The 22,337-nt window shown below is 37.8% G+C and carries 21 protein-coding genes; 9 read left to right on the top strand and 12 right to left on the bottom strand.

What is annotated here, in order from left to right:
* Positions 1-212: 212 nt before the first annotated feature.
* From QNH29_RS27905 to QNH29_RS27925, 5 genes are all read left to right on the top strand, one after another.
* Positions 213-1,088 carry a sulfite exporter TauE/SafE family protein gene (locus QNH29_RS27905; RefSeq protein ID WP_283862486.1) on the top strand — a complete coding sequence of 292 codons (876 nt, stop codon included), beginning with the start codon at positions 213-215 and terminating at the stop codon, positions 1,086-1,088.
* Between the two features lie 123 nt (positions 1,089-1,211).
* Positions 1,212-1,748 (top strand): hypothetical protein, encoded by a 537-nt coding sequence (locus QNH29_RS27910; protein ID WP_283862487.1) that lies wholly within the window; start codon positions 1,212-1,214, stop codon positions 1,746-1,748.
* 388 nt (positions 1,749-2,136) lie between these two features.
* Positions 2,137-2,475 carry a hypothetical protein gene (locus QNH29_RS27915; protein ID WP_283862488.1) on the top strand — a complete coding sequence of 113 codons (339 nt, stop codon included), beginning with the start codon at positions 2,137-2,139 and terminating at the stop codon, positions 2,473-2,475.
* Positions 2,476-2,623: 148 nt separating this feature from the next.
* Positions 2,624-3,055, top strand: coding sequence for an SMI1/KNR4 family protein (locus tag QNH29_RS27920; protein WP_283862489.1), 432 nt, complete (start codon positions 2,624-2,626; stop codon positions 3,053-3,055).
* Positions 3,056-3,541: 486 nt separating this feature from the next.
* Positions 3,542-4,381 carry a hypothetical protein gene (locus QNH29_RS27925; RefSeq protein ID WP_283862490.1) on the top strand — a complete coding sequence of 280 codons (840 nt, stop codon included), beginning with the start codon at positions 3,542-3,544 and terminating at the stop codon, positions 4,379-4,381.
* 147 nt (positions 4,382-4,528) lie between these two features.
* On the opposite strand, the gene QNH29_RS27930 is transcribed toward QNH29_RS27925, so the two are convergent.
* Positions 4,529-5,542 carry a bifunctional metallophosphatase/5'-nucleotidase gene (locus QNH29_RS27930; protein ID WP_283862491.1) on the bottom strand — a complete coding sequence of 338 codons (1,014 nt, stop codon included), beginning with the start codon at positions 5,540-5,542 and terminating at the stop codon, positions 4,529-4,531.
* Between the two features lie 315 nt (positions 5,543-5,857).
* Positions 5,858-6,055 (bottom strand): YjcZ family sporulation protein, encoded by a 198-nt coding sequence (locus tag QNH29_RS30360; protein WP_349654913.1) that lies wholly within the window; start codon positions 6,053-6,055, stop codon positions 5,858-5,860.
* An 842-nt stretch (positions 6,056-6,897) separates the two neighbouring features.
* On the opposite strand from QNH29_RS30360, the gene QNH29_RS27940 reads away from it, so the two are divergent.
* The 4 genes from QNH29_RS27940 (at position 6,898) to QNH29_RS27955 (ending at position 10,333) form a co-directional block, all read left to right on the top strand.
* Entirely contained in the window at positions 6,898-7,350 is a 453-nt protein-coding gene (locus tag QNH29_RS27940) for a staygreen family protein (RefSeq protein ID WP_481858848.1), read from the top strand.
* 325 nt (positions 7,351-7,675) lie between these two features.
* Entirely contained in the window at positions 7,676-8,902 is a 1,227-nt protein-coding gene (locus QNH29_RS27945) for a YHYH domain-containing protein (protein ID WP_283862493.1), read from the top strand.
* Positions 8,903-8,916: 14 nt separating this feature from the next.
* On the top strand, positions 8,917-9,084 hold the full coding sequence (locus QNH29_RS27950) for a hypothetical protein (RefSeq protein WP_283862494.1): 168 nt from the start codon (positions 8,917-8,919) through the stop codon (positions 9,082-9,084).
* 199 nt (positions 9,085-9,283) lie between these two features.
* A complete protein-coding gene (locus QNH29_RS27955; RefSeq protein ID WP_283862495.1) occupies positions 9,284-10,333 on the top strand; it encodes an acyltransferase family protein in 1,050 nt (349 codons plus the stop codon).
* A 278-nt stretch (positions 10,334-10,611) separates the two neighbouring features.
* Here the strand turns inward: QNH29_RS27955 and QNH29_RS27960 are convergent, their stop codons facing one another.
* The 10 genes from QNH29_RS27960 to QNH29_RS28005 all read right to left on the bottom strand — a co-directional run bounded on the left by QNH29_RS27960 (position 10,612) and on the right by QNH29_RS28005 (position 21,772).
* Positions 10,612-11,586 (bottom strand): glycoside hydrolase family 43 protein, encoded by a 975-nt coding sequence (locus tag QNH29_RS27960; RefSeq protein WP_283862496.1) that lies wholly within the window; start codon positions 11,584-11,586, stop codon positions 10,612-10,614.
* 3 nt (positions 11,587-11,589) lie between these two features.
* Positions 11,590-13,386, bottom strand: coding sequence for a glycoside hydrolase family 2 protein (locus tag QNH29_RS27965; protein WP_283862497.1), 1,797 nt, complete (start codon positions 13,384-13,386; stop codon positions 11,590-11,592).
* Positions 13,387-13,432: 46 nt separating this feature from the next.
* A complete protein-coding gene (locus QNH29_RS27970; RefSeq protein ID WP_283862498.1) occupies positions 13,433-14,260 on the bottom strand; it encodes a carbohydrate ABC transporter permease in 828 nt (275 codons plus the stop codon).
* A gap of 1 nt (position 14,261) precedes the next feature.
* Complete coding sequence (locus QNH29_RS27975; protein ID WP_283862499.1) at positions 14,262-15,164, bottom strand: carbohydrate ABC transporter permease; 903 nt, start codon at positions 15,162-15,164, stop codon at positions 14,262-14,264.
* Positions 15,165-15,272: 108 nt separating this feature from the next.
* Positions 15,273-16,541 carry an ABC transporter substrate-binding protein gene (locus QNH29_RS27980; RefSeq protein ID WP_283862500.1) on the bottom strand — a complete coding sequence of 423 codons (1,269 nt, stop codon included), beginning with the start codon at positions 16,539-16,541 and terminating at the stop codon, positions 15,273-15,275.
* A 165-nt stretch (positions 16,542-16,706) separates the two neighbouring features.
* Positions 16,707-17,624 (bottom strand): ArsR/SmtB family transcription factor, encoded by a 918-nt coding sequence (locus tag QNH29_RS27985; protein WP_283862501.1) that lies wholly within the window; start codon positions 17,622-17,624, stop codon positions 16,707-16,709.
* A 185-nt stretch (positions 17,625-17,809) separates the two neighbouring features.
* Positions 17,810-18,571: a GNAT family N-acetyltransferase gene (locus tag QNH29_RS27990; protein WP_283862502.1), complete on the bottom strand. Its 762-nt coding sequence runs from the start codon at positions 18,569-18,571 to the stop codon at positions 17,810-17,812.
* Entirely contained in the window at positions 18,517-18,738 is a 222-nt protein-coding gene (locus tag QNH29_RS27995; RefSeq protein ID WP_283862503.1) for a hypothetical protein, read from the bottom strand. The genes QNH29_RS27990 and QNH29_RS27995 overlap by 55 nt, the downstream gene beginning before the upstream one ends.
* A 630-nt stretch (positions 18,739-19,368) precedes the next feature.
* Positions 19,369-19,794, bottom strand: a complete 426-nt coding sequence (locus QNH29_RS28000) for an SRPBCC family protein (RefSeq protein ID WP_283862504.1) — start codon at positions 19,792-19,794, stop codon at positions 19,369-19,371.
* Between the two features lie 772 nt (positions 19,795-20,566).
* Positions 20,567-21,772, bottom strand: coding sequence for an ATP-binding protein (locus QNH29_RS28005; RefSeq protein ID WP_283862505.1), 1,206 nt, complete (start codon positions 21,770-21,772; stop codon positions 20,567-20,569).
* Positions 21,773-22,337 lie beyond the last annotated feature (565 nt).

Below are 22,337 nucleotides of genomic sequence, written 5' to 3' on the forward strand. Positions count from 1 at the left end.
TAATAATATAACACGGCTTGGATATTTATACAATACACCAAATATTTATGCAAACGCTATCTTCAAATTATTTCTCAATAACTTAATTCAAGAGTTTAGAGTTTATGTACACTTTAACTAATTATAACGTTCTGAAAAAATAAATATTTACAAAAATAGCCCCAATACCATATAATCCATATAAGATTACTTGGTTTTAAGGAGGATGTAATGTGAAAAAGTTAATTATTTTTTCAGTGATTGGGTTTTTGGCTCAGTTAGTTGATGGTTCTTTAGGAATGGGATTTGGTGCAACATCCTCCTCATTACTACTAATGTTTGGGTTAGCCCCCGCGGCTGCCTCAGCTTCGATTCATATGGCTGAAATTGTGACAACAGCTGCGTCTGGTGCATCACATATATGGTTTAAAAATGTAGATAAGGGAATTTTATTAAAATTAACAATCCCTGGTGCGATCAGTGCGTTTATAGGGGCAGCATTTTTAAGTAGTATACCTGGTGGAATAATTAAACCGTTTATCTCGGTCTTTTTAATATTTTTAGGAGTCTACATTCTAATTCGATTCCTATTTTTCAACCATGCATCATCTAAGAATCAAGGATCACCGATTTCAAAAAAGCTCCTAACTCCCCTTGGTATTGTTGGCGGCTTCTTTGATGCCGTTGGAGGCGGCGGATGGGGTCCAATCACCGCTCCCGTATTGATTGCAAGAAGAGGGATTTCCCCTAGAAAAGTGATTGGAACGGTAGATACAAGCGAATTTGCCATTGCGGTCTCAGCAACATTAGGATTCATACTGTTTCTAGGACTTGATCAGTTTCAATGGCAACTGGTTATAGCATTTATGATTGGCGGAGTAATTGCGGCACCTATAGCTGCTTGGCTGGTAAGAATCGTTCCTTCTTATATGTTAGGGGTGTTAGTGGGAGGATTCATTATCCTAACCAATTCAATGACGATTATTAAAACCGTCGCATTACCAGTTTCCCTGGCATCGCTAACTTACGGTCTCATTATCGTATTATGGATGGTGGCTATATTATATCAAGTAAAGAATCGAAAACGGTTTATAGCTGTGAATCAATGAGTATCCCCCTTAGCCATCGCTAAGGGTTTTTCTTTTTTGGGCTTGGAATACAAACCCCTTCCAAATCGAATAATATAGGCAAAAAACAATTTTTCGCTTTGAAACAATTGGCAGGGGTGCAGAATGAAAAAAATACTTTATAGTTTGTTGGCTGCTTTAGTACTTTTAACTGCCTGTAATGCAGAAGAACCAAATAATAACCGCCAGTCAGCAAATGTACCATTAACGAAAGAAGTGAAAGATACTCCAATAAAGGTGAATGACGGACAGACAACAAAAGATTCTGAAGAAAAGTTAAATGAACAATCTCAAGAAACTCAACCTCGAGAAATACCGCAGCCGCTAACAAAAGCCCAGGTGAAAGAAATAATCGACTTTTATGGTGCCGGTAAAGGTGATCAATTATCTAATTTTTCTTTTGTAAATGGTGAAATTAAAGCGACGGTTAACCTAGCTCCAAAAAAAATGTTCCCTGCTAAGGATATTGCTGTTAATAGATACAGCCAATTATCAGATGAATTATTAAAACATGAAGGTTGGAATATCTTAACGATTACATATCCTGCTGTCGGGACTATCAGCATGCATCGTAATGAAAAGGAAACAAATGATAAAGGTGATTATTTTCCGACGATGGTAATTAAAGAAAAATTAAAGTGATACAAAAGGTTGGCCAATAATTCTATCAAATCGACTTTCGTATATAGTACACAGTTTTGGTAGTGTTCAGTAGCCCTAATAAACTACCAGTACTCAAAACAATTTCTTATATTTATACATAAATTTCCACCAGTGCTTATTGCATATATGGTGCAGTTTAGGTGAAGAAGAATTGTAGTAAAATTTAATAAAATAGTTTGTACTTTTTTCCAAAAAAACCCTTATAATTGTTTTGTACAAGACATAATAGGGGTTTTCAACTATGAAAAAGCTTTTACTCTTTTCGATTTTATCATCAGTTATTGTTTTAGGGGCTTGTAATGAATACAAGGAAAAAGCCGAGGGTGAGGAAACTCCCAAATAAGAGGTAAATAATTTGGAGGATATTATGACTTTTGAAGAGTTAACTAAAAACAAACCTACAATAGAATGGAAACTAAGAATGGCTAAAGATGATGACCGATTTACTGAAGAAAATATAAATGCAACTAACGAGGTTCTCGAATCATACATCAATAGCCTAAAAGAGCTTAAGGATCCGAATGAGGAAAAAGTATTAGAATGTGTTAAAAAGGTAGTTATCAGTTTAAATGAACTAAATGATAATTATGATTACTTTATTGAAACAATAGAGAGAGAAGAACTATATGAGTTTATTACTGAAGCAGCACGGATTGCTGGCTTTGAATCTGAAGAAGACATAACTGAAGAATGGAGAGAATGGTAAACCTATTTGAACAAATAGGGTTTTCTTTTTAAAATTCTGGTTGCTGCGGCAACCTTTTTCTTTTTTTGCTTACGGTCATGTAAGTTGAAGAAAATTTTTTTATGAATTAATAAGAAACAAATGAGTTATGGTGAAGGAGTTTTATCTAATGCAGAATGTTAGATATTTAATCGAAACAAAGAAACCTGGTGTTGATGAATCGGATATAAAGTTGACAGAGGAAAAGTTAGGAGCGATTTTTCCTGAACACTACAGAGAACTTTTTAAGTTAGTAAATAATCCCGAAATCGGTGAATGGATTCTCTTTCCTATTAAAACCAAAAAAAATATTAAAAAGACTTGGGATGATGTTGTTAGACAAAATAAGGAAGTAAAAGATGAAAGAATGTCTGAAGACCTTATTACAATTGGTGATAATGGTTCGGGAGAGAAACTGTGCTTTAAAAAAACAAACGGGAAAATGGGCGATACCATTTATCTGTGGAATCACGAAACGACAGAATTGGATGAATATGCATCTAGTTTGGAGGAGTTTATTATTCTGATTTCTGATGAAGCTGATGACTTTAATGAAGATTAAATAAGCTCCAACAAGCTATTAATTCAATACATTAGAGGAATTATTGCCTTGATGTTTAACGGGGCAGTTAGCGGAAGAAGGAAATAAAAAATTTATTTAAAGGATTGAAATTGTTATTCCGCGTCAGAATAGTTAAACAACGATTCATTAATTGGGAGTTAGAAGATGAAAAATAAAAAAAGAAATAGAGACGGCTTTTTTAAAGATACCCTATTTGAATTTATATTTGAAGTGGTTTGGAACATCTTAATGTTTATACCAAGAATGATAATTCGCTTAATAGGGAACATTTGGTGAAGTAGTTAGTCAAATAGAGCTACCGGGGAGCGTCAATTAAACAACAAAAAATACTGGGTTACTTTTTAAATAGAGCTTACCGAATATAATTCTCATACGTACACAAATTTGTAACAACTTCCTAAAAACCACCATGTCCTTTTACCTTCTGGATTCCTATATAGAGGGTAGAAAGGGTGGTGCATTTTTATGAATTTAAAATCTGGCAAAGTTGAAGGGTTTGAACAATATTCGCAGTTTACGAGTCTTAAGGAGTTCAATACACATATCGAGATGTGGTTGGCGGTAAAGAAGGGGGATTTCTCTAAAGGGGAATTAGTCGCGTTCAAACGGCTGGTTCGTTTTTCTGCAAAAATTCCTGGGGTTTCGAATGCGAAGATCGGCACAATATTAAAAGCTATTAATGAAGAATATCAAGGAAACGGAATCTCCCGCTCAACATTTAAGCGGATGACCATGAAAGCGAAAGAATTAGGCATCCTTACCATCCATGAAACAGAACGAAAAAATGGCTCCCAGTCTAGCAACCTATACTATTTTAATCGTTTTCCTAAAAGTGAACCACCCAAAATGGAAAAATTGAACCACCTTAAAGAAATTAATAATCTTTTAAAAACTGAAAACCAAAAGAATAAAAAACGTAACGAAGCGCCGATTGAACTTGATCATACTTTTGTTAGTGATAAAGTTCCACAAACTTTCGTTCAACTGGTAAAGTACTTCTTTTCAGACGCAAAAACAATTGAGGAATATTGGCATATGGTTCAAATCGCTTCCTTTCGTTTTGAATGTGTCCAGGATACAGAGGCTGTTCTTGCTATTGCGATTCAATCCTTTAAGCAACTGATCCGCAAACTAAAATCTACCAAACAAGTAGCAAAGCCAATTGCCTTCTTTTATGGGATTTTAACCAATAAGTTGAAAGAATACTATTTAGAGAAGCTTGCTGAAGAAAAATCTGACAGCATTCCCTTTCAGATTGCGCTGCCAGGTGGAGAAGTCCTGAACTATGATTGGCTGCATGCTTAGATTAATTGACTCACAATAAATAAAAAGGGCGCCAGTCAGTTCGTTGTCACCGACTAACTGGACATGCCCCATGCCTACTTCATAACTAAACTCAAGGCAATGAATCTCTCTTTGCCATTAGCTTTAGCACTATGAGTTTCATTTGTATTATTGTGCATTCATCTCTGCACGATAATCATTTATAATCGCTTGTATCTTCGGATCTTCAGAAACGTTGGTAACATCGTAGAGGAATCCATCAGATTCTACTAATTTCATTTGACCGTCAACGACTTCAAAAGTCAAATCCAGGCGGCCCAGATAATTCTCTTGTTCTCCGCCAGCTTGAGTGATCGGCACCATCACCTCTCCGTTGAACTCGTATTCAGGCGTTTTGATGACCTTGTGTGTATCTGCGCCCAGTACCGCTGAAACTCCAGGAACCTTAGCCAAGTTGTGATCTTCCGGGTTTCCGGCATGAGAAAGGACAATGTTAATGTCCGACTTTGCACTTACTTCTGGCAGCAATGCTTCTAACGCTTCAACCGGTTCAATAAAATCGAGGTCTGCAACATCATTCCAACCGCGAATTTCCGGTTTCATTGAAGTAAGACCGATCAAACCGACTTGAATACCATTAAAAGTAAAACCCTTCCATGGCTTAACATTCTGTATGTACTTTCCTGTTTCCCTGTCAATGACATTACCAGTAACGATTGGGAAGTTCACGTTACGATGGTAATTCTTTAACTGATCATAAAGACTGTCCGGTGTTCCCTCTCCGGCAGGGTAAACGCGGAAGTCGTTGTTTCCGAGAACCATCGCATCATAGTCCATGGCTTTTAAAAGAGACGTCTCCAACTCACCTTGACCAGCCTGAAACTCGCCGCGCAGGAAGACATCCCCGCCATCGACGAGTAGTACATTCTCCTCGACATTGCGAACATTTTCTATGATGGTAGCATATTTCGCAATCGAATTGTGATGAACGGTTCCATCATCCAGTGTGAGGATGTCATCCAAATGTCCATGAAGGTCATTTGTCTGGAGGATAGTGAGTTCAAACTGATCTCCCTCCTTAAGCTTTCCCTCAGCACCTGCGGTTAAAGGTGTTGCGACCAAAGCAGCAGCCATTGCCAGTGAAAAACAGCTCGTCAATACATTCTTTCTCATTTTTTTCATAGACTCTCCTCCTATTTATTACTCTATTAAATAGTAAAACAGGAATGTAAAGTTATGATTAACTTCTCATTAAAATCACGATAAGAGGGTGAATTACCCATTTGCTTTATTTATGCTAGAAAGGACATAATTGTTCTTAGAGGATGTAGATTCAAGCATAAGATAATATAGAAGCCTTCTCTATTTAAATTAGAGAAGGCTTTTCCTTTAACATTATTCGATTGTTAGTATTCATTGTTAAAGGTGCGATTCATGCAACATCACAAGATAATTGGTTGTAATCCTGCATGTGTAAGAACGTATATGTCCGTCCTTTTAATCGCAAAAACAAAATGCACCAATAATGATTAATAAAATAAACAACACGATTATTATGATAAAACTATCGCAGCCACGTGTTTGAACACATGGAGACGCAAAGCCGTAATGCATTTGAGGCTGGGGAAGTACATTCGCCCCCATAGTATGTGATGGAATCATATTATCCATTGTAACACTTCCTTTCATTTGCATAGAGAGCTGGTGTGCCAACACTACATAATACACACGAAAAGGAAATTCGAGCCCGTCTACAAAAAAATTTTGGGTTAAATATTTTATGAACCCAAATTTCAACCATTTACTTCCATTACTTTTGCAGTCTATTTTAAAAAAACAAACCCATTAATACCCTCTTTTATTAAACCCTCTTTTCGACAATATTCTTCTCACTAAGGAGGATTAAAACCCAGTTTAACAGCCTTTAAATCATTTCCAATCAAACGTTTGATTAAAATTATTTTTTCTAACTAATCGTTTGATTAAAAGTGCGTCAAACCCTTATAAAATAGGATTTTCACCTGTTATTTAGAAATCTTATTGTCGAAGAATGGTCCTTTGTTTTGTACAGCTGTCACTAAAAAAAAGACCTTAGAAGAGATTTTGGTCGTTGCCAATAATAGAGTGACCGTAGCTTGGTTTGAATTGAGATCTTAGTCAATGCAGAAGCGTTGTAGTGACCGTAGTCCGGTATGAAAAGAGTTTTGGGTCAATCCAGAGGCGCTGTGTGACTGTAACCCGGCATGAAAAGAAATTTGGGTCAATCCAGAGGTGCTGGTGTGACCATATCCTGGCTTAAGGTTAAAGAACTAATAGACGGAGAATTTCCGGCTATTGAAATAAAGGGGGCTTAAGAAGCGATAATACCGTATATTATGTTCCTTTTTAAATAATTCATTTGCTTTATAAATCTTCGAGTATTACGACCATCTCGTTATAATTCTTGGATACGAAAGGAAATATCCAGTTATTACTTTTTAACGAATTAAGAAATGAACTTTTACATAATGTTAAAAAAAACGATTGGAGCTGGTTGCTTGAGCAAATCCATGCCAGAAAAACTATCTGTAGAATACCGGGATGGTATCACAGCTTTGGAACCTGTTTTTCCAAGACATTACACACTTACTCATTCTGATATAACTGGTGACCTATTTTTAACAATTGGAAAACAGTATGCCTGGGATAAAATTAACCCTATGAGAGATGAGGTATTAGGGGAATGGAAAACAAACGGAAATTGCTTTTATTACAATGTTTATTTATATATCGATCAAGGAGAATATAACGAAATGGTTTCAGCAAAACGCAATGAAATATTTAGACGTGAACTACCACTGGCATTAACAGCTATTGCGTATGGCGATAGATTTTTGTTCAACTCGTCCCCTTTCTTAAAACACGCCTCAATCATTGTAAACTTTATGTCCTCCTATCCTCAGTTTGCTAAATCGGAAAGTTGGGGAACTTTTCACCATTTTTCTATATAATCTTTCTTCTGTAACCCAGAGCTAAGTACAGTGTGTCCTAGAACGACTGCTTTAATAAAATTATTAAAAAAGCAAAAAACGGAAAGGTCTCAAAAATGCACAAAACCCCTCCCTCCTTCTAGCAAAATCATGTTCATACAAATAAAAAATGACAGCAATGAAGTATAAATAAAATGAATTAGCTATATGATATTTTTTTAACTCCCCATATGGAAAATCTAAGAAAACTGTTATTATTATGTTAAATAATGTGTAAATGTACCTAATTTGAACTTGTTATTTGCTAGTCATTTTTAAAAGAATCATAGATATCCAGGGGGAGAAAATGGAAAAGAAAGTATTTTTGTTCACTTTATTATTTGTGTTGTTATTCGGAACGTTTGCTTCAGCACATTCTGGGGGAACAGATTCTAGCGGTGGACACAATTGCAGCGACAAATCAAAAGCAAAAGGTCTATGCACAGGCTATCACTATCATAACGGAGGCGGCGGTTCAACAAGCACTGGTGGTTCAACAAGCAGCGGGGCTACCATCATTAATAGTGAAAAAGATTGTACAGATTTTGCTAGTTATGATGAAGTTGTTGCTTATTGGAATGAAAAGGGGTATTCAGCAACGAATGATCCAGAAAACTTGGACGGTTGGGGAAACGGTGTGGTTGATGATGGGATACCTTGTGAAGTCCCCAGCGGCTACGACCTCACGAAGATAAATAATAGTCCCGCACAGATTCAGCATAAACAAGAGGAACAAGATCTTGCAAGTGGAGAACAAGCAGGATATCCGAATGGTTTAAACGATGGATATCAAGAGATTACAAGTAATAATGTTGCTTCAACAGGTTCAGAAGCATATAAAGTTGGATATGCAACTGGTTATAATCGGGGATACGATGAAGGAAAAACGAAGATAACCGCCGAAAAAACAAAAGCTACCAGTGATGGGTATGCTCTTGGGCAAAAACAAGATACCATCGATATTCCGACGAGTTATATAAACCATACAGGATTAAAGCAATCTTTTGAAGCGGGTTTTAATAAAGCAGTTACGGAGCGAGTAGAAGTTAAGAAAAAAGAATACAAGGAATTAGGTTACACTGACGGAAAAAAGGATATGAGCAACGCTCCTAAAGACGTCGAGGAAGCGTATGTAACTGCATACCTGGAAGGATACAATACAGCCCAAGAAGAACTAAAGGACAAGTATTTAAAACAAGGGTATGAAGCTGCGTTTACCATATTAAAATATACGAAACCTACTATAGATAACGAAAAATTCATTGGTTGGTACAAGGAAGGTTTTGAATCCAATACAGAGGTTAAACAAATTGGTGATGCAGGACTGGCCTTAGGACAGGCAGGCGAATCCTATAAACTGCCTTCAAAGTACAAAAGCGGCGAAGTCATCTTTAAACATTTCTATGAACAAGGATTGAAGGAATACGAAGAGCAACAAAGCGATAATCAAAAAGCAGCTGTTGGTGGTATCGGGGCACTAGCATTCGTTTGGTTAGGCAGAAGATTTTATGTGGCGAAAAAAATGATAGGTTAACAGGGAGGATAGAAATGGGCATTTACCGGACCTTTAGTTATAAAGTAGAAGATTTAATCATTAAATTGCTTTCAAAAAAACAAGACTCTGAAATGATTAAGGAGAAAGTTGCCAACTACCGTAGAAAAAGTGAAGAAATACGCAATCAAAAGAAAATGAGTAAGAAACACAAGGCTGTTTAGTCGCTAATAAATAAGACAATGACGTATGCGATATTCATACGTCATTTCTTGTGTCATCTTGTTGGTTCTTAATGGGTAAATCCAGCCAACGAGGACATCTGACCTGTCCCCATGGCTCCCATGGCTCCTTTTTGCTATTGACATAAATGGAAGTAATTTGTTAAAGTTAGTCGAATTTATCATGAAAGGGACAAAGTCTATGACTAATCGCATAACTTGGATCGATGCCTGTAAAGGTATTGGGATTTTTTTAGTAATTATCGGACACACAACTTTAGTTAGTACTCCACGACTTCATATTTATTCTTTCCATATGCCATTGTTTTTCTTTTTATCTGGATTCTTATTTTCCTCTAAGAATAACTTTAAAGAATTTGTTTTTTCAAAAATAAAATCGCTATTAGTTCCTTATTTTGCTTTTGCAGTTATATCGTTTTTATTATTTTCTTATTACCAAAACCAGCCTATTGATATCAGTAAGTTTTTGTTTTCTACTATAGAATCGAAAAGGAATTTCATTTATTATAATGATCCTTTATGGTTTTTAACTTCTCTATTTCTTATAGAAATCATATTTTATCTTATTGTAAAATTTATAAAAAAGAAGTTTGCTATTTTACTAGTGGTTCTAATTGTTAGTTTCTTTGCTTTCTCTGAGCTACAAGCTACTAGCGGAGCCCGAATATTACCCTGGAGTTTAGATCAATCACTGTATTACCTTGTTTATTTCGGCATTGGGTATTTAATACGTTATATGCAATGGTTTGACAAGAATCTTAAAAAATCCTTAGTATTAATGGGTATTTCAAGTCTTTACATTTGGTTAGTTGTAGATTCCACTCTTTATCAAAAATTATGGCTGTCCTTACACTTACCTTCGGTTATTCAGGGATATTTAAGTGGCATTGTTTGGGCATCTTTGGCCATTTCTTTTGTGATTTATTTATCACAGTTTTTATCGTTCAGCCCTGTAATTAATTTTGTAGGGAAAAATTCACTTATTCTTATGGTGTTACATCTAAGTATGGCTATAAATATATTTAACACTCATTTCCGAGAAGGATTATATTTAGAACAACACCCTAATATACTAGCTTTATTTATTACATGTTTCGCCATTTTTATGTTAATCCCGGTAAGCTTCATCATTAATAATATTTTTCCTTTTTTGTTAGGGAAAAACTACAAGTGGAATTTATCAAAACTAATTAAAAAAGAAGTTAAACTTTCCTTCTCATTAAAAAAATAGCCCTTCTCAATCGAGAGGGGCTTTATTCTATCCTATAAAACCTAAGGAACTGGCTAAAAATAAACCTAATCTCCATTATTATCAGTCCTTCTTGTTCAAGGATAAATATCATCTTTTGAATATCGACTTACTTGATGTTCACTTTAGTATTTTTCGGAGAAATCAGTTCAGGTCCTACTCCATATAAGAAAACGAGCATACAATGGTGCCCGTCTTTTACCTAACGTCCGAGACACCTGACCTGTCCCCATGGTTCTCTTAAATAAACCGGCTCGATTCTACTTTTGTTTGACATTTGAACCAATCTCATTGAAATTAGGAATCCGTAACCCGTCTACTAGTTCTTCTACCGCTATAAACAGAGGCCGCTCACTACCGTGCGGGGTATCAGGATAATGGGTGGCAAGATAGGTTTTTCCGTCGAGACCGGTGAATAGACTTGAGTGTCCTGCGTTCCGGTCCATTAACAGCTTGTCTTCATGCTCCCATGGTCCTTCAATGCTTCCTGATTTGGAACGGGCAACTGCAACCGTATAACCCCCAAAACCTTTGTCCCCATAGTTTGGAACAGAGTAGCTGGACCAAAGCATCAGCAGGTCACCATTTTGCGCTTCATACATAAACGGCGCATCTGTCAGGAATCCTTCCTTTTCAATCCGCGGGTCTCCGAACAGCCGAATCCATCTCATTTCAGCTGCGTTTAAAATTTCAATCGGGTCACCATATGATTGCTTCAGATCGTGTGTCAGCCTAATCGCCTTGATCTTCCCCTCATATTCTTGGGTCCATTCATGGCAAAATACCATCCAGCGCTGTCCGTCCTTGTCTTCATAAAACGTTCCATCAAGGCATTCCCAGCCAGCAGGTGTCACCGCACCGTTACTGTGCGGGACATAAGGCCCCGCAGGATGGTCTGCTACCAGAATACCAGTCCCGCGGTGTTCGCCAATCCCGCCTTTAAACGTCGCAAACATATAAAATCGACCATCAACAGAAAATACCTCTGGAGCCCAGTAATGGCGTACACCCCAAAATCCGTACGGGGGTTCAAAGGCAATATAAGGACCTTCCCATGTTTCTAAGTCTTGGCTCACATACACTTCAAAAACGGGATCTTTGTCTCCGCAGCCATCCGCGAACGTAGTCCCAAACAAGTAATACTTATTTTCCTCAACATACGGGAATACGAACGGATCCCTCATGTGAATGTTTTCCCGGCTAACCTTCTGAACGGAACGGAAACCTTTTTTCATTTTTTAGCCCTCCACAATTTCTGAATGCCACTTGTTATTAATGTTGCGTATTTCTTCCAGTTCACATTTTGGTTTGCGGTCATAGGTAAGTAAGCCATTAATCTCCTGTTCAACGTCGGTTAGTTGGGTATAGCAGTACCCATGCAGCGCTTTTGATGCGTAGACCGCTTCCATAATTCGCTTATAATCCGCTACGAATTCATCTGCACCGCTGACAGAAGTATAACCCCAGCCCGCATCTTCACCGACTTTAAATCCAATTCCGCCAAATTCAGTCAGAAGAATCGGCTCTCCCTGATGGGCAAAGCCATTGGCATAAATCTTACGTTTAGCTGGCTGCGATTGTAGAAGCTGCTCCTTGGTAGAAATGGATTGTTTATACTGTTCATATTTCGCTTTTTCATTATCATTGCCATGATTATAATTGTGTATCGCACAAATATCCGACACAGTCAGCTCCCATCCATCATTGGAAATGACTAGACGTGTGGAATCAAGCGATTTAACCAGGTGGTACATCGCCAGCGAATGATTTTGTTGCTGCTTGTCACCGCGCACATTTGGGATACCCCAGCTTTCATTAAGCGGTACCCATGCAACAATCGAAGGATGATTGTAATCACGCTCGATAATTTCAATCCATTCTCTTGTCAGGCGGCCAGCTGCTTTATCGTTAAAAGAAGGCGAAGCGGCGCATTCTCCCCAGACAAGGAAGCCAAGCTGGTCAGCCCAATACAAGAATCTTGGGTCCTCCACTTTTTGGTGCTTCCGGCAGCCATTAAAGCCCATTTCCTTTGCAAGCTCGATATCAAGCTTTAACGCATCGTCACTTGGTGCTGTCAACAAGCCCTCTGGCCAGTATCCTTGATCAAGCACAAGCTTTTGATAGTATGGCTTATTGTTTAAGTATACCATTCCATCTTCGGTATGGACTTTCCTCATCCCGAAGTATCCTTCAATTTCATCAAGAACGGAGCTGTTTTCTGTTATCGTCAATGTAACGTCAAACAAATTCGGATTCTCCGGTGTCCAACACCAGCCATCGTGGTGAAAATGAGTTCGGAAAATCTTATTTTGAAAGAGATTAATACTACGCTGAGTATTACGGTCAAACAGATGAATGACATCCTTGGCCACAGACTCCCCTTTAAATGAAATTTCCACTTCCACCTGTTTGCCAGCGATCTCTCCTTCTACCTCTACTTCAAGATGAACATCACCATGATCGACATCAGGGGTGAATTTAACTTTTGAAAAATGAACAGGGTTGACTGCTTCCATCCAGACGGTTTGCCAGATCCCAGTTGTTCGTGTATACCAAATCGAATCGGACTTTTCAATCCAGTATTGCTTTCCTCTTGGAATGGTTTCATCCGTTGAGGGATCTTCTACTCTGACCACAACACTCTCCTTCCCCCAAGTTAAATAATGGGTAACATCGAAAGAGAAGGACACATTTCCCCCTTCATGAAAGCCGACAAGCTGTTCATTAACATACACCCACGCACGGTAATCAACCGCTCCAAAGTGAAGGATGACCTGTTGTCCTTTCCAATCAGACGGAACACTCAACTCGCGGCGATACCAAACATAGTCATGAAAGCTATGGTCCTCAATACCACTCAGTTTTGTTTGATAGGCAAATGGAACATTGATTTCTTTTGTAAAAACTTCCGACTTCGTCTGCCATGCTTCTTTTAAACCAATATTTTGATCGTCGAAGGCAAACTGCCAGGTTCCATTCAAATTCAACCATTTATCTCGTTTTAACTGTGGTCTCGGATATTCTTGACGCAACATATCTTTAGTCTCCTTTAGTAACAGCTTGATTCATTTAGAAAAATACTTATTTAATTCCTGAGTTCGTTACACTTTTTACAAAATATTTGTTAGCCACTAGGAAAACAACGATTGCCGGGATGGTTGCAACTACGGTGGCAGCCATCATTCCAGCGGGGTTAACGAAATTCGAGCCTTGGATTAACGTAGCAATTCCGAGCGTCATCGTTTTCATTTCGTTGGAGTTAATCACGAGTGACGGCCATAGGTAGTCATTATAAATCCCCATAAATGTGATAACACCGAGCGTTACCGCGACCGGCTTAATCGCAGGGAATATGACATGGCGCAGAATCTGCATTTGTGAAGCACCATCAAGATAGGCTGCTTCTTCCAGGTCCTTCGGAAAGCTAATAAGAAAGTTATAGATCAGGAAGACACCCATGGTACTTGCTGTATATGGCAGCACGAGCGGGATAAAAGTATCCAGCAAATTAAAGCTTTTAAATAAATAGAACGCCGGGAAAAGGGTTACGATGCCCGGAACGGTCAAGGCAATAATAATAATTCCGATGATGATTTTTTTACCTGGTACATTTAGGCGCGCCAATGAGTATGCCGCAAGTATATCAATAGCAACAACAAGAATGGTTCCGACAATCGTAATAACAGCGGTGTTAAAAACCCAGAGAAGGATTGGTGCATCACTTGTCGGCGATAAAATATCTATATAGTTTTGCAGGGTCCAAACTTTTGGCAGGATGGCCGAACTGGACATCGATTCACTTAAGGTTTTAAAGGAAGTGAACACCATCCAGACGAGCGGTAAAAGAAATAAAATGGCAATCAGAACGGCCAGTGTAACAATAATGATGTTTTTTTGCTTTCGTCTCATGTTAATTCACTTCCTTTTTGCGGTAAGACATGAAGTATTGGGAAGCTGTCACGAGCAGCATGATAATCCCCATCATAATGGCCATCGAAGAACCAACACCAAGCTGATTCATGCCAAAAACGGTATTCTGGATGCTCATTGTCAAACTTGTGGTCGACTGCTCCGGCCCGCCTGCTGTGATGAGCTTTGATTGCCCGTACAAGTTAAAGGACGCAATGACAGTCATAATAATGATAAAGAAAGCGACATTTTTAATCTGAGGCAATGTGATATAAATAAATTTCTTGAATCCATTGGCCCCATCTAGGTCAGCCGCTTCGTAAAGACTTGGATCCACTTCATCAAGACCATTGATGAACAACATCATATTGAATCCAATTGTCCACCAAACGGTAGCAATAAGGACGGACACCCAAGCATACGGCTGTTCACTAAGCCAATTAATCGGCTTATCCAAGATTCCAATGCTTAGAAAAAGATTATTGATAAAACCGCCATTCTCATTAAAGAGCCATAAAAAGATAGCCGATACAGCGGTAACAGAAATCGAATAAGAAACAAAGTAAATGGTCCGGAAAACCGGCTTAAGCTTTGCTGGCAGTTGATCAAGAAGGAGCGCAAGACCTAAAGCAATGATCACTAACGGAGGAACGCTGATAACGACGAATACTAACGTATTTTTCAAGGCCAGCATAAATGCTTCATTATAGAGAGAGCCGGGGGTTAAAATATCAATATAGTTTTGCAGCCCGATAAAACCATTATTACCGGAAGAAAGATTCCATTTGTGAAGACTAACCCATACCCCTAAGAGCATCGGTGCCAGCCAGAATAGAATAAAGCAAAGTATAAATGGGGAAACCATTAGGATTGCCCATGTTTTTGTCGAAGTTCCTTTGTGCATTTTATACACCCTCCACTAAGCAGGGAACGATTGCTCACCCTTAGCTGATTTAGAGTTTCTTAGCATGAATGGCGCAGGAATTCCCACGCCACTCTGCCTTTCACATGATTATTTCGGTTGAGTCTCAGCAATTTGCTGGGCTTTCTTTGTTGCAGACTGAAGTTCTTTCATTAATTGTTCTTTTGTCAAGTTTTCGGTTGTTACAAGCTTGCTAAAGACTTTTTCATTCATATAACGGATTTGTTCACCAAACTGATACACTTGAGGAGGAGCGACATACGAATCAAACTGTAAAGAGTTTTGGTATGCGATTTGATACTTGTCTTTCTCAGCTGTCACTTTTTCAATTGTTTTCAAGTGAACAGGAGCTTGTCCTCCGTCAGCCCAGTTGATCAGATTTTCAGGTGTGTACATATATTTAACAAACTCTGCAATACCTTCTTTGACTTCCTCATCTTTTACACTTGCAGAAACAGCAAGCATGTGGGCATTACCATAAGCAGCAGGCTGTTTACCGATCTGAGGAATAGGTGCAACCCCAAGGTTATCACCAAACTTTTCTTTCGCTGCCCCATAGAACCAAGGACCTGTAAGCGCAACAGCTGATTGAACTGCTTTTCCTGATTCTGCTTCTTTCATAAAGGTTTTAAATTCTCCATCAAGACCTAAGCCTGCTGGAGAAACTTTATCTTTCCAAACCATGTCGTGGAAGGTCATCAGCGCATCAGCAAATTCAGGCTGTGCAAAGTTCAAGGCATCTCCATCCTTCAGTTCTACACCATTCTGTGCAGCAATCATCAGCATGTAAAACTCCACAAGACCTGATGATGGAACTCCCATTGCATATAAATCCTTGTTTGTTGCTTGAAGTTCATTATTTAGCTTCAAGATATCCTCATATGTTTTTGGAGCGTCTTTTACAAATTCTTTGTTATAGAACATGGTTAATGGGTGAATATCTATCGGGAATCCGTATAACTTATCATCTAGTTTTGCAAGGTCCATTCCAGCTTTGTGGAAATCAGATTCTTTCAGACCTGCTTTTTCGTATAGAGAACCAACATCCTGTATCATTCCATCAAGACGGTACGTTTCCAGGTTATTCCCATGAATGACAACTAGGTCATAGTCACCGGATTTGTATTTTGTATAGTGCTCTTTTTCTTGGCTTTCGACGATTTCATACTTATCCTGAGATGCATTGAAGCCATCTGTGATTTTTTTCATGTATGCCCCGTCGCCGCCAGTGAAACCGTTGATAAATGAGATTTGAATTTTTCCATCTTTTGACTTTGAGGACGTATTATTACCGCCAGAGCAAGCGCCTAAAACTAGGACACTAGCAATTAATAAAACTAGCCATTTAAAAGATTTCATTCTGTCTTTCCTCCTAGGAAATTATTCTTTTATAAAACGCTTTCAACTTCTGAAACCATTATTACATAATTTATTATAATAAATCAACTATTTTTATAATAATATTTTATGTTATAAAAAAAGACTGATTGGATATAGTTCCAATCAGTCTTTTCTGGCAGCGGATTATTCCCCTGCAGCATATTGAATTTTCATGATCAATCCTTGTTCATAGTTTCCGAACTTCGAGCCAAATATATTGATTCCGCCCGGATTTTTGGCGTCTTTTTTGACTCCAAGCTGCAGCGAAATATAAGGCTTTTCTTGTAGTTTTAAATCCTCAATCGTCACAGAAGAAATTTTCATACCATCAATAAAACTGCCTTCATGGTTTATTTTCCAATATTTCAATAAACCATACTGAGTATTGTGAGTTTCCCACCAGGCTGGAGTTAAAAATCCCCTCTCTCCCCCAAAGTCCCCAGGACTCGTCCAATAACCAATTTCCTTCCCGTTAATCCAACAGGTGATATCAGAGGGCCAGTCTAAATTATGATAAGGAGCTTCCGAACATAATTCAATAGAGAAACTCAGCTCATCAACCCTTGCCCCGTAAGGAATTCTGTTCGGGAAGTGGTACTCAATGTAACCGGAACGAAACCAAATCAGCTGGGCATTTTTCCGTTCTGGCTCGTAAAAGGAACGGGGATCATCAAGGATATGGATAATCCCCGTTTCACTGAGCAGGCCGCAGGTCGATTCAATTTCACACTGCACATATTCGCCAATCTCAAGCTCGAAGGTTAACACATCTTCCTTCGCACCCTCTTTTTCCTCAAGGTCAATAATGATTCGGTCATAGCGCTTAGAACTCACTTTCTGATTCCCTCGGCCAGGAACAATCTCTGTAGTGATCAAACCTGTTTCCTCCAACTTCCGTACATTCACTGCCGTCGAAGAGAACGGGATGTTCAACAACTCAGAAAGCTCATTCACATTTTTAGGACCGCCTGTTAAGGATCTGATTATTTCCATCCGGTGTTCATTCGCAAGCGCTTTACAAATCTCAATCGCTTCTTGTAATGTTAACTGTAATGTTCGCACATCGATCTCCCTTTTATTACACTATTATATATAATAAAATACAGGAAAATGCATTTTTCTGCAACTTTTATTGTAAAAAAGTGTTTCCATGGGTTTCTTTGGGGACGGTTCTCATGGTTTTTTTATGTTTAAATTTGACAAAAAAGCCAACAGAACCGTCCCCATTGACTTGACTTAGGCTATGCTTAAAAAGTAAGTTCCTTCATATAAACCGCAGTTTGTGAATGGGGGCTCATTCCCACTTGTTGGTATAAGCGGTTGGCATTGGTTAGGCTATCAGAATCTACATATAAAAGAATCGTTTTTTGATTACGTTGGTATGCGGCGCTAAATGCATGAAGCAGTAGCGCCTTCCCGATTCCATGTTTTCGATAATTACGTTTAACGCCTAGTAAATCAATAAATAATCCATCATCCTGCATTCTGCACATGAGGAATCCTACTGCTTTAGAATCCTCCCATACTAGAAACCAAAGACTTGGATCGTACCCGTCTCCCCTTTTTTGAGAAATCCATGTGGAGTAGTCCTTCTTGGTATAACCCCATGAATCCCGGAAGGTTTCATCGTATAGTGAGAATAGGGTTTCTTCATCATGATCGGGTTGAAAAGGCCGTATTGTCATCCCCTGTAATTGAGGCTGGTCTGGCTGCTCTTCTAACTTAATTTTCATCCGTTCATATAGCCTGCTGAATTGGTATCCCCTCTTCTCAATCAAGTTTCTAGCTCCACTATTGGTAAAAGCAATTTGGTTCATTAACCTTTGCTCTTCCTTTTTCCCTTTAGCTAGAACATAGGCTCGCTCCTCAACTTTCGTAAGCAATAAGGAACCAATACCTTGATTTTTATGCTGTGGGTGGACAAACACACACGTATCCATTCTATTTAAACCGGTTACCTCAACAAAACCATACCCAATGATTCGTCCTTCGCAGAAACGGCAATCCATGCATCACTGTCAATTGGAATAGTTCTCCACATATCCAGTACATCCGATAACGTAATATCCGGTTCACCAATATCCTCAATATCACATAATGCTACCAAATCCGAAATGGCTTGCGCGTCATCTACTGTCGGATGTTTTATCGTAAACTTCTCTCTTTCTTTTACCATTTAAACCTCTCCCCTTGACTAATCTGTTCAAACCTTAATTAGAATCCACTTCGATATATATGGATTTTCCTATGAAAATATCCCTTGGCAAAATCTATTATAAAAAAATATGAATTCTTTAAACACCTCATAGGTAAAAACTGTTACCGACATTTTTCAAAAAAGTTCGGTACACAAAACAGGGATAATTTATTTTTTGGTATTGCGTTTGCACTGGTAACCTTTCTCCATGTGGTTATTGTTGAGCTTGCTCCCATATCTAGAAGTTATAAAAATAAACTAGTAAAAGGGCTTGGATCTCAGTATCCAAGCCCTTTCTATTTATTCATTTGGCTATGTTATATGATTGTTGAGTTCATTGTGCTTGATAAATAATCGGAAAAATTCCACTAAATTGGGAAATACCCATATTCCCTAAAAAACAAAGGGGATTTTTTCCAGTTATATGATCCAAATCTTTGGATTTTGGCTTAATTTGAGCAGTTAACCGGAATATCTCCGTTTATATCTGCTTCTTAAGCTTACCCTGTTTACATTAACCGGAAATTCTCCGCCTATGAATGAATTCTTACACCTGCACGAAAATCAACAATAAATAATAACAGAGCCATTCATTATTTGTTGCTTTATTTATCGTGCTGTTTCCTCTGCATACTTTTTGAAATTATTTAGAATAGCCTGCCATCCTTGTTGTTGTAACTCAATGGAATTTTCAGTTTCTGCATCAAACGTTTCGATGACATTGGTTACGTTATCTTGACCTCTAAACGTAATCGTCACTTTTCTTCCATCTTCCAGTGAATACGCAATAAGCTCATGTAATCTCACTTCGTCATAGACTCCTCCAAAATCAAAACCAAAACTGCCATCTTTGGCTTCCATTCTGGAAAGGAATTTCCCGCCTGCCCTTAAATCATTCTCAGCATGGGGTGTATGCCAATCCTCTGAAGCTGTGTTCCACTTCGTGATATGAGATGGCTCAGTCCAATATTCCCATACCTTTTCAACGGGTGCTTGAACAATTGTTTCAACTGTAATCTTTTTAAATGCTTCCATTCCTTTACCGCCTCTCTTAATACAACTATTTAAAGCGAGTATCCCCATAGATGCCTGGATAAATTATAGATTATTTCGAATAGTTACGCTACTTACATTCTATCCATTTAATCGTAAATTTAATTTCTAAATATTCAAAGTTTTATGGTAAAATTATACTAAAGTAGGCACAATAAAGCTCCATTTCGAGTCAGGTTCATTTTTCACTGCTATTCTTTGTGCAAAAGGACTTTTAAAAACAATCCCTTTATCTAGTTTTTCCCCTAGTATGTTCGTTCTATTTGTCATAATGATTAACGTTTTGTAACTTTGGTACATAGACAGAAGGTTTCTAAAGTGAAACACAATGCATTAGCTGAACTAACGTTTTAATCATTCAAAGGGAGTTGATCTATCTGAATTTTAAATCCATCCTTTGTTTCTTTCGCAGACGACATAAGTACAGTTATTACACAAGTAAATGCATCAGATGTGGAAAGAGTAGTAAATCTATGTAAAAAGAGCCCTTTGGCTCTTTTTTTGCTGCATCATTCTAATATCCTAATAAACTGTTAGTCATCTCGACAATTTTTTTACTACCAATAACCGGAAAACGCAGTATGAACAACACTTATCGTGAATCTAATCAAACGATTGTTTAAACAGCGCCTGAACCCCTATGATTGTTGAGTTTCTGCATGAAACAAGGAGTAAAATTTGTCTTATACCGCGGTTTCAAAATGGGGAAATCTGAAAAAAAACCGCCAGAACCGTCCCCAAGATTCACCCATGATTACGAAGCTGGAATACGTATCATAACGGTAGTACCCCGACCTATAGAGGATTGGAAGTCAATTGTCCCATTAAATTTTTCCACAATGTTAAAGCAAATCATCATTCCTAATCCGGTTCCTTTACTTTTTAATGAATAAAAAGGAGTACCTAAAAATGCAACTTCTGCTTCTGACATTCCTCTCCCATAATCAATTACTTGAATCACAACAAAATCTTTCTCCCTTCCAGCTGTCACAAAAACTGGATCACCAAAATGGGAAGCCTCGATTGCGTTTTTAATAAGATTGATGAGTAATTGTTTAAACTCTATGGTATTAGCCGAGATCATACAATCTTCCGTTACGTTTAGTTCTATCCGATTATCATGTAAAAGTCCATATGAATGAAGCAAATCGGTTACACTCCGGAGAACAAGCTTCACATCGACATTTTCAGTTACATTCTCTTTATCTGGTTTCGCAACCGATAAAAATTGTGAAATAACCTCTTCAGCCGTATTTAATTCATCTATCATCAGAGTAAAATGCCCTTTTTGAATATGGCTAAAGGAAGAATCCTTCTCATATACCTGCAAGAACCCTTTCACAACGGTAAGAGGATTTCTAATTTCATGTGCAACCGCAGCTGCAAGCTGACCGGTTGTCTTCAATCGCTCAGAATGTTGGATTTGTTCATAATAGATTTGTAGTTTCTTAATCCTTCCATTTGTTAAATAAAAAATAAAGTAGACAATAATTTGACTCGCAACAAAGTTAAAGAAATTTCCTATTAGGTCCTCTTCTATAAAGGGGTATTGCAGTCCATCAGTCAACACAATATATCCAAATATAATGATTATTGATATACCGTTTAAGAACAAGGAAAAATAAAAAAGCTTTGAATCAAAATAAAGAATAGAAAGTGCTGGGAGAAAACATAAAAATACAAAAGTGGAAGATGTTTCAGGATAAAAAAGGAATAGCGTATAAAAGTAAACGGATGCAACAATTATAATGGTCAATCTTAGAACCGCAGTACCATTCTTAGGATAAAGCAGTAAACATATAGACAGGATGAACACTAGTATCAAGTGGGCTATGTAAACAACTCCAAATTCTCCAAAACGTGGATTATCAATAAACAAACCAGATATCATAATAGCGATTACTATCCATACAACAATATAATAGATTTTTTCATTTAGGTTATTCGTAATCTCTTTCATACAAACCCCTTTTATAAAAGTCTAAAATGTACACTCTAAAATATACCATTTTTAGATATAAAAAGGGAATGCCAAAGGGAGGTTCTGATCGATGTCATTACGGGTAAACCTGGTCAAAAAAAGCCACCTAAACCATGGTACTGATTAGGTTCCTAACAACCTATTAAAATAGTTCTTTAAATCAATCTTTTTCACTTAAAAGTAGTAAAAAGAAGTCGAAATGTGAATAGGGAATGAGATACCTTGTGTAATGGCAGCGGAGATTACGTTTCTTTGAGAATCATGGAATGAATAGGGCGATTGTTTCAGGAAAGCAGGGCTTGTGCGGGAAATGGGGTTGAAGAAGGAGAATATAGTAATAGCTGCGTGATTTGATCTTAATAAAAACCCTTCTATTCCATTTTTAATGAAGGCCACAAAGCCCTTAGGTGTTTCCATAAAATACTTACCGGAATCGACCAAGGAAAAATTCAATTAGACAATTATGAAAAAGAGATACTGGATACAGAGTTGAAGAATATCATTGAAAATGCTGTGAATGATGGAATAGATAAAAGACGATTTT

The sequence above is a fragment of the Neobacillus sp. DY30 genome (assembly GCF_030123065.1).
Classification (GTDB): Bacteria; Bacillota; Bacilli; order Bacillales; family Cytobacillaceae; genus Neobacillus.

Excerpts from the sequence above, each read along its gene's own strand:
- QNH29_RS27960 (WP_283862496.1), bottom strand. The coding sequence starts at position 11,586 with ATGAAAAAAGGTTTCCGTTCCGTTCAGAAGGTTAGCCGGGAAAACATT.
- QNH29_RS27995 (WP_283862503.1), bottom strand. The coding sequence starts at position 18,738 with ATGGTAAAAGAAAGAGAGAAGTTTACGATAAAACATCCGACAGTAGAT.
- QNH29_RS27965 (WP_283862497.1), bottom strand. The coding sequence starts at position 13,386 with ATGTTGCGTCAAGAATATCCGAGACCACAGTTAAAACGAGATAAATGG.
- QNH29_RS27910 (WP_283862487.1), top strand. The coding sequence starts at position 1,212 with ATGAAAAAAATACTTTATAGTTTGTTGGCTGCTTTAGTACTTTTAACT.
- QNH29_RS28000 (WP_283862504.1), bottom strand. The coding sequence starts at position 19,794 with ATGGAAGCATTTAAAAAGATTACAGTTGAAACAATTGTTCAAGCACCC.
- QNH29_RS30360 (WP_349654913.1), bottom strand. The coding sequence starts at position 6,055 with ATGCAAATGAAAGGAAGTGTTACAATGGATAATATGATTCCATCACAT.
- QNH29_RS27975 (WP_283862499.1), bottom strand. The coding sequence starts at position 15,164 with ATGCACAAAGGAACTTCGACAAAAACATGGGCAATCCTAATGGTTTCC.
- QNH29_RS28005 (WP_283862505.1), bottom strand. The coding sequence starts at position 21,772 with ATGAAAGAGATTACGAATAACCTAAATGAAAAAATCTATTATATTGTT.
- QNH29_RS27990 (WP_283862502.1), bottom strand. The coding sequence starts at position 18,571 with ATGGATTGCCGTTTCTGCGAAGGACGAATCATTGGGTATGGTTTTGTT.
- QNH29_RS27915 (WP_283862488.1), top strand. The coding sequence starts at position 2,137 with ATGACTTTTGAAGAGTTAACTAAAAACAAACCTACAATAGAATGGAAA.
- QNH29_RS27955 (WP_283862495.1), top strand. The coding sequence starts at position 9,284 with ATGACTAATCGCATAACTTGGATCGATGCCTGTAAAGGTATTGGGATT.
- QNH29_RS27930 (WP_283862491.1), bottom strand. The coding sequence starts at position 5,542 with ATGAAAAAAATGAGAAAGAATGTATTGACGAGCTGTTTTTCACTGGCA.
- QNH29_RS27945 (WP_283862493.1), top strand. The coding sequence starts at position 7,676 with ATGGAAAAGAAAGTATTTTTGTTCACTTTATTATTTGTGTTGTTATTC.
- QNH29_RS27920 (WP_283862489.1), top strand. The coding sequence starts at position 2,624 with ATGCAGAATGTTAGATATTTAATCGAAACAAAGAAACCTGGTGTTGAT.
- QNH29_RS27970 (WP_283862498.1), bottom strand. The coding sequence starts at position 14,260 with ATGAGACGAAAGCAAAAAAACATCATTATTGTTACACTGGCCGTTCTG.
- QNH29_RS27925 (WP_283862490.1), top strand. The coding sequence starts at position 3,542 with ATGAATTTAAAATCTGGCAAAGTTGAAGGGTTTGAACAATATTCGCAG.
- QNH29_RS27980 (WP_283862500.1), bottom strand. The coding sequence starts at position 16,541 with ATGAAATCTTTTAAATGGCTAGTTTTATTAATTGCTAGTGTCCTAGTT.
- QNH29_RS27950 (WP_283862494.1), top strand. The coding sequence starts at position 8,917 with ATGGGCATTTACCGGACCTTTAGTTATAAAGTAGAAGATTTAATCATT.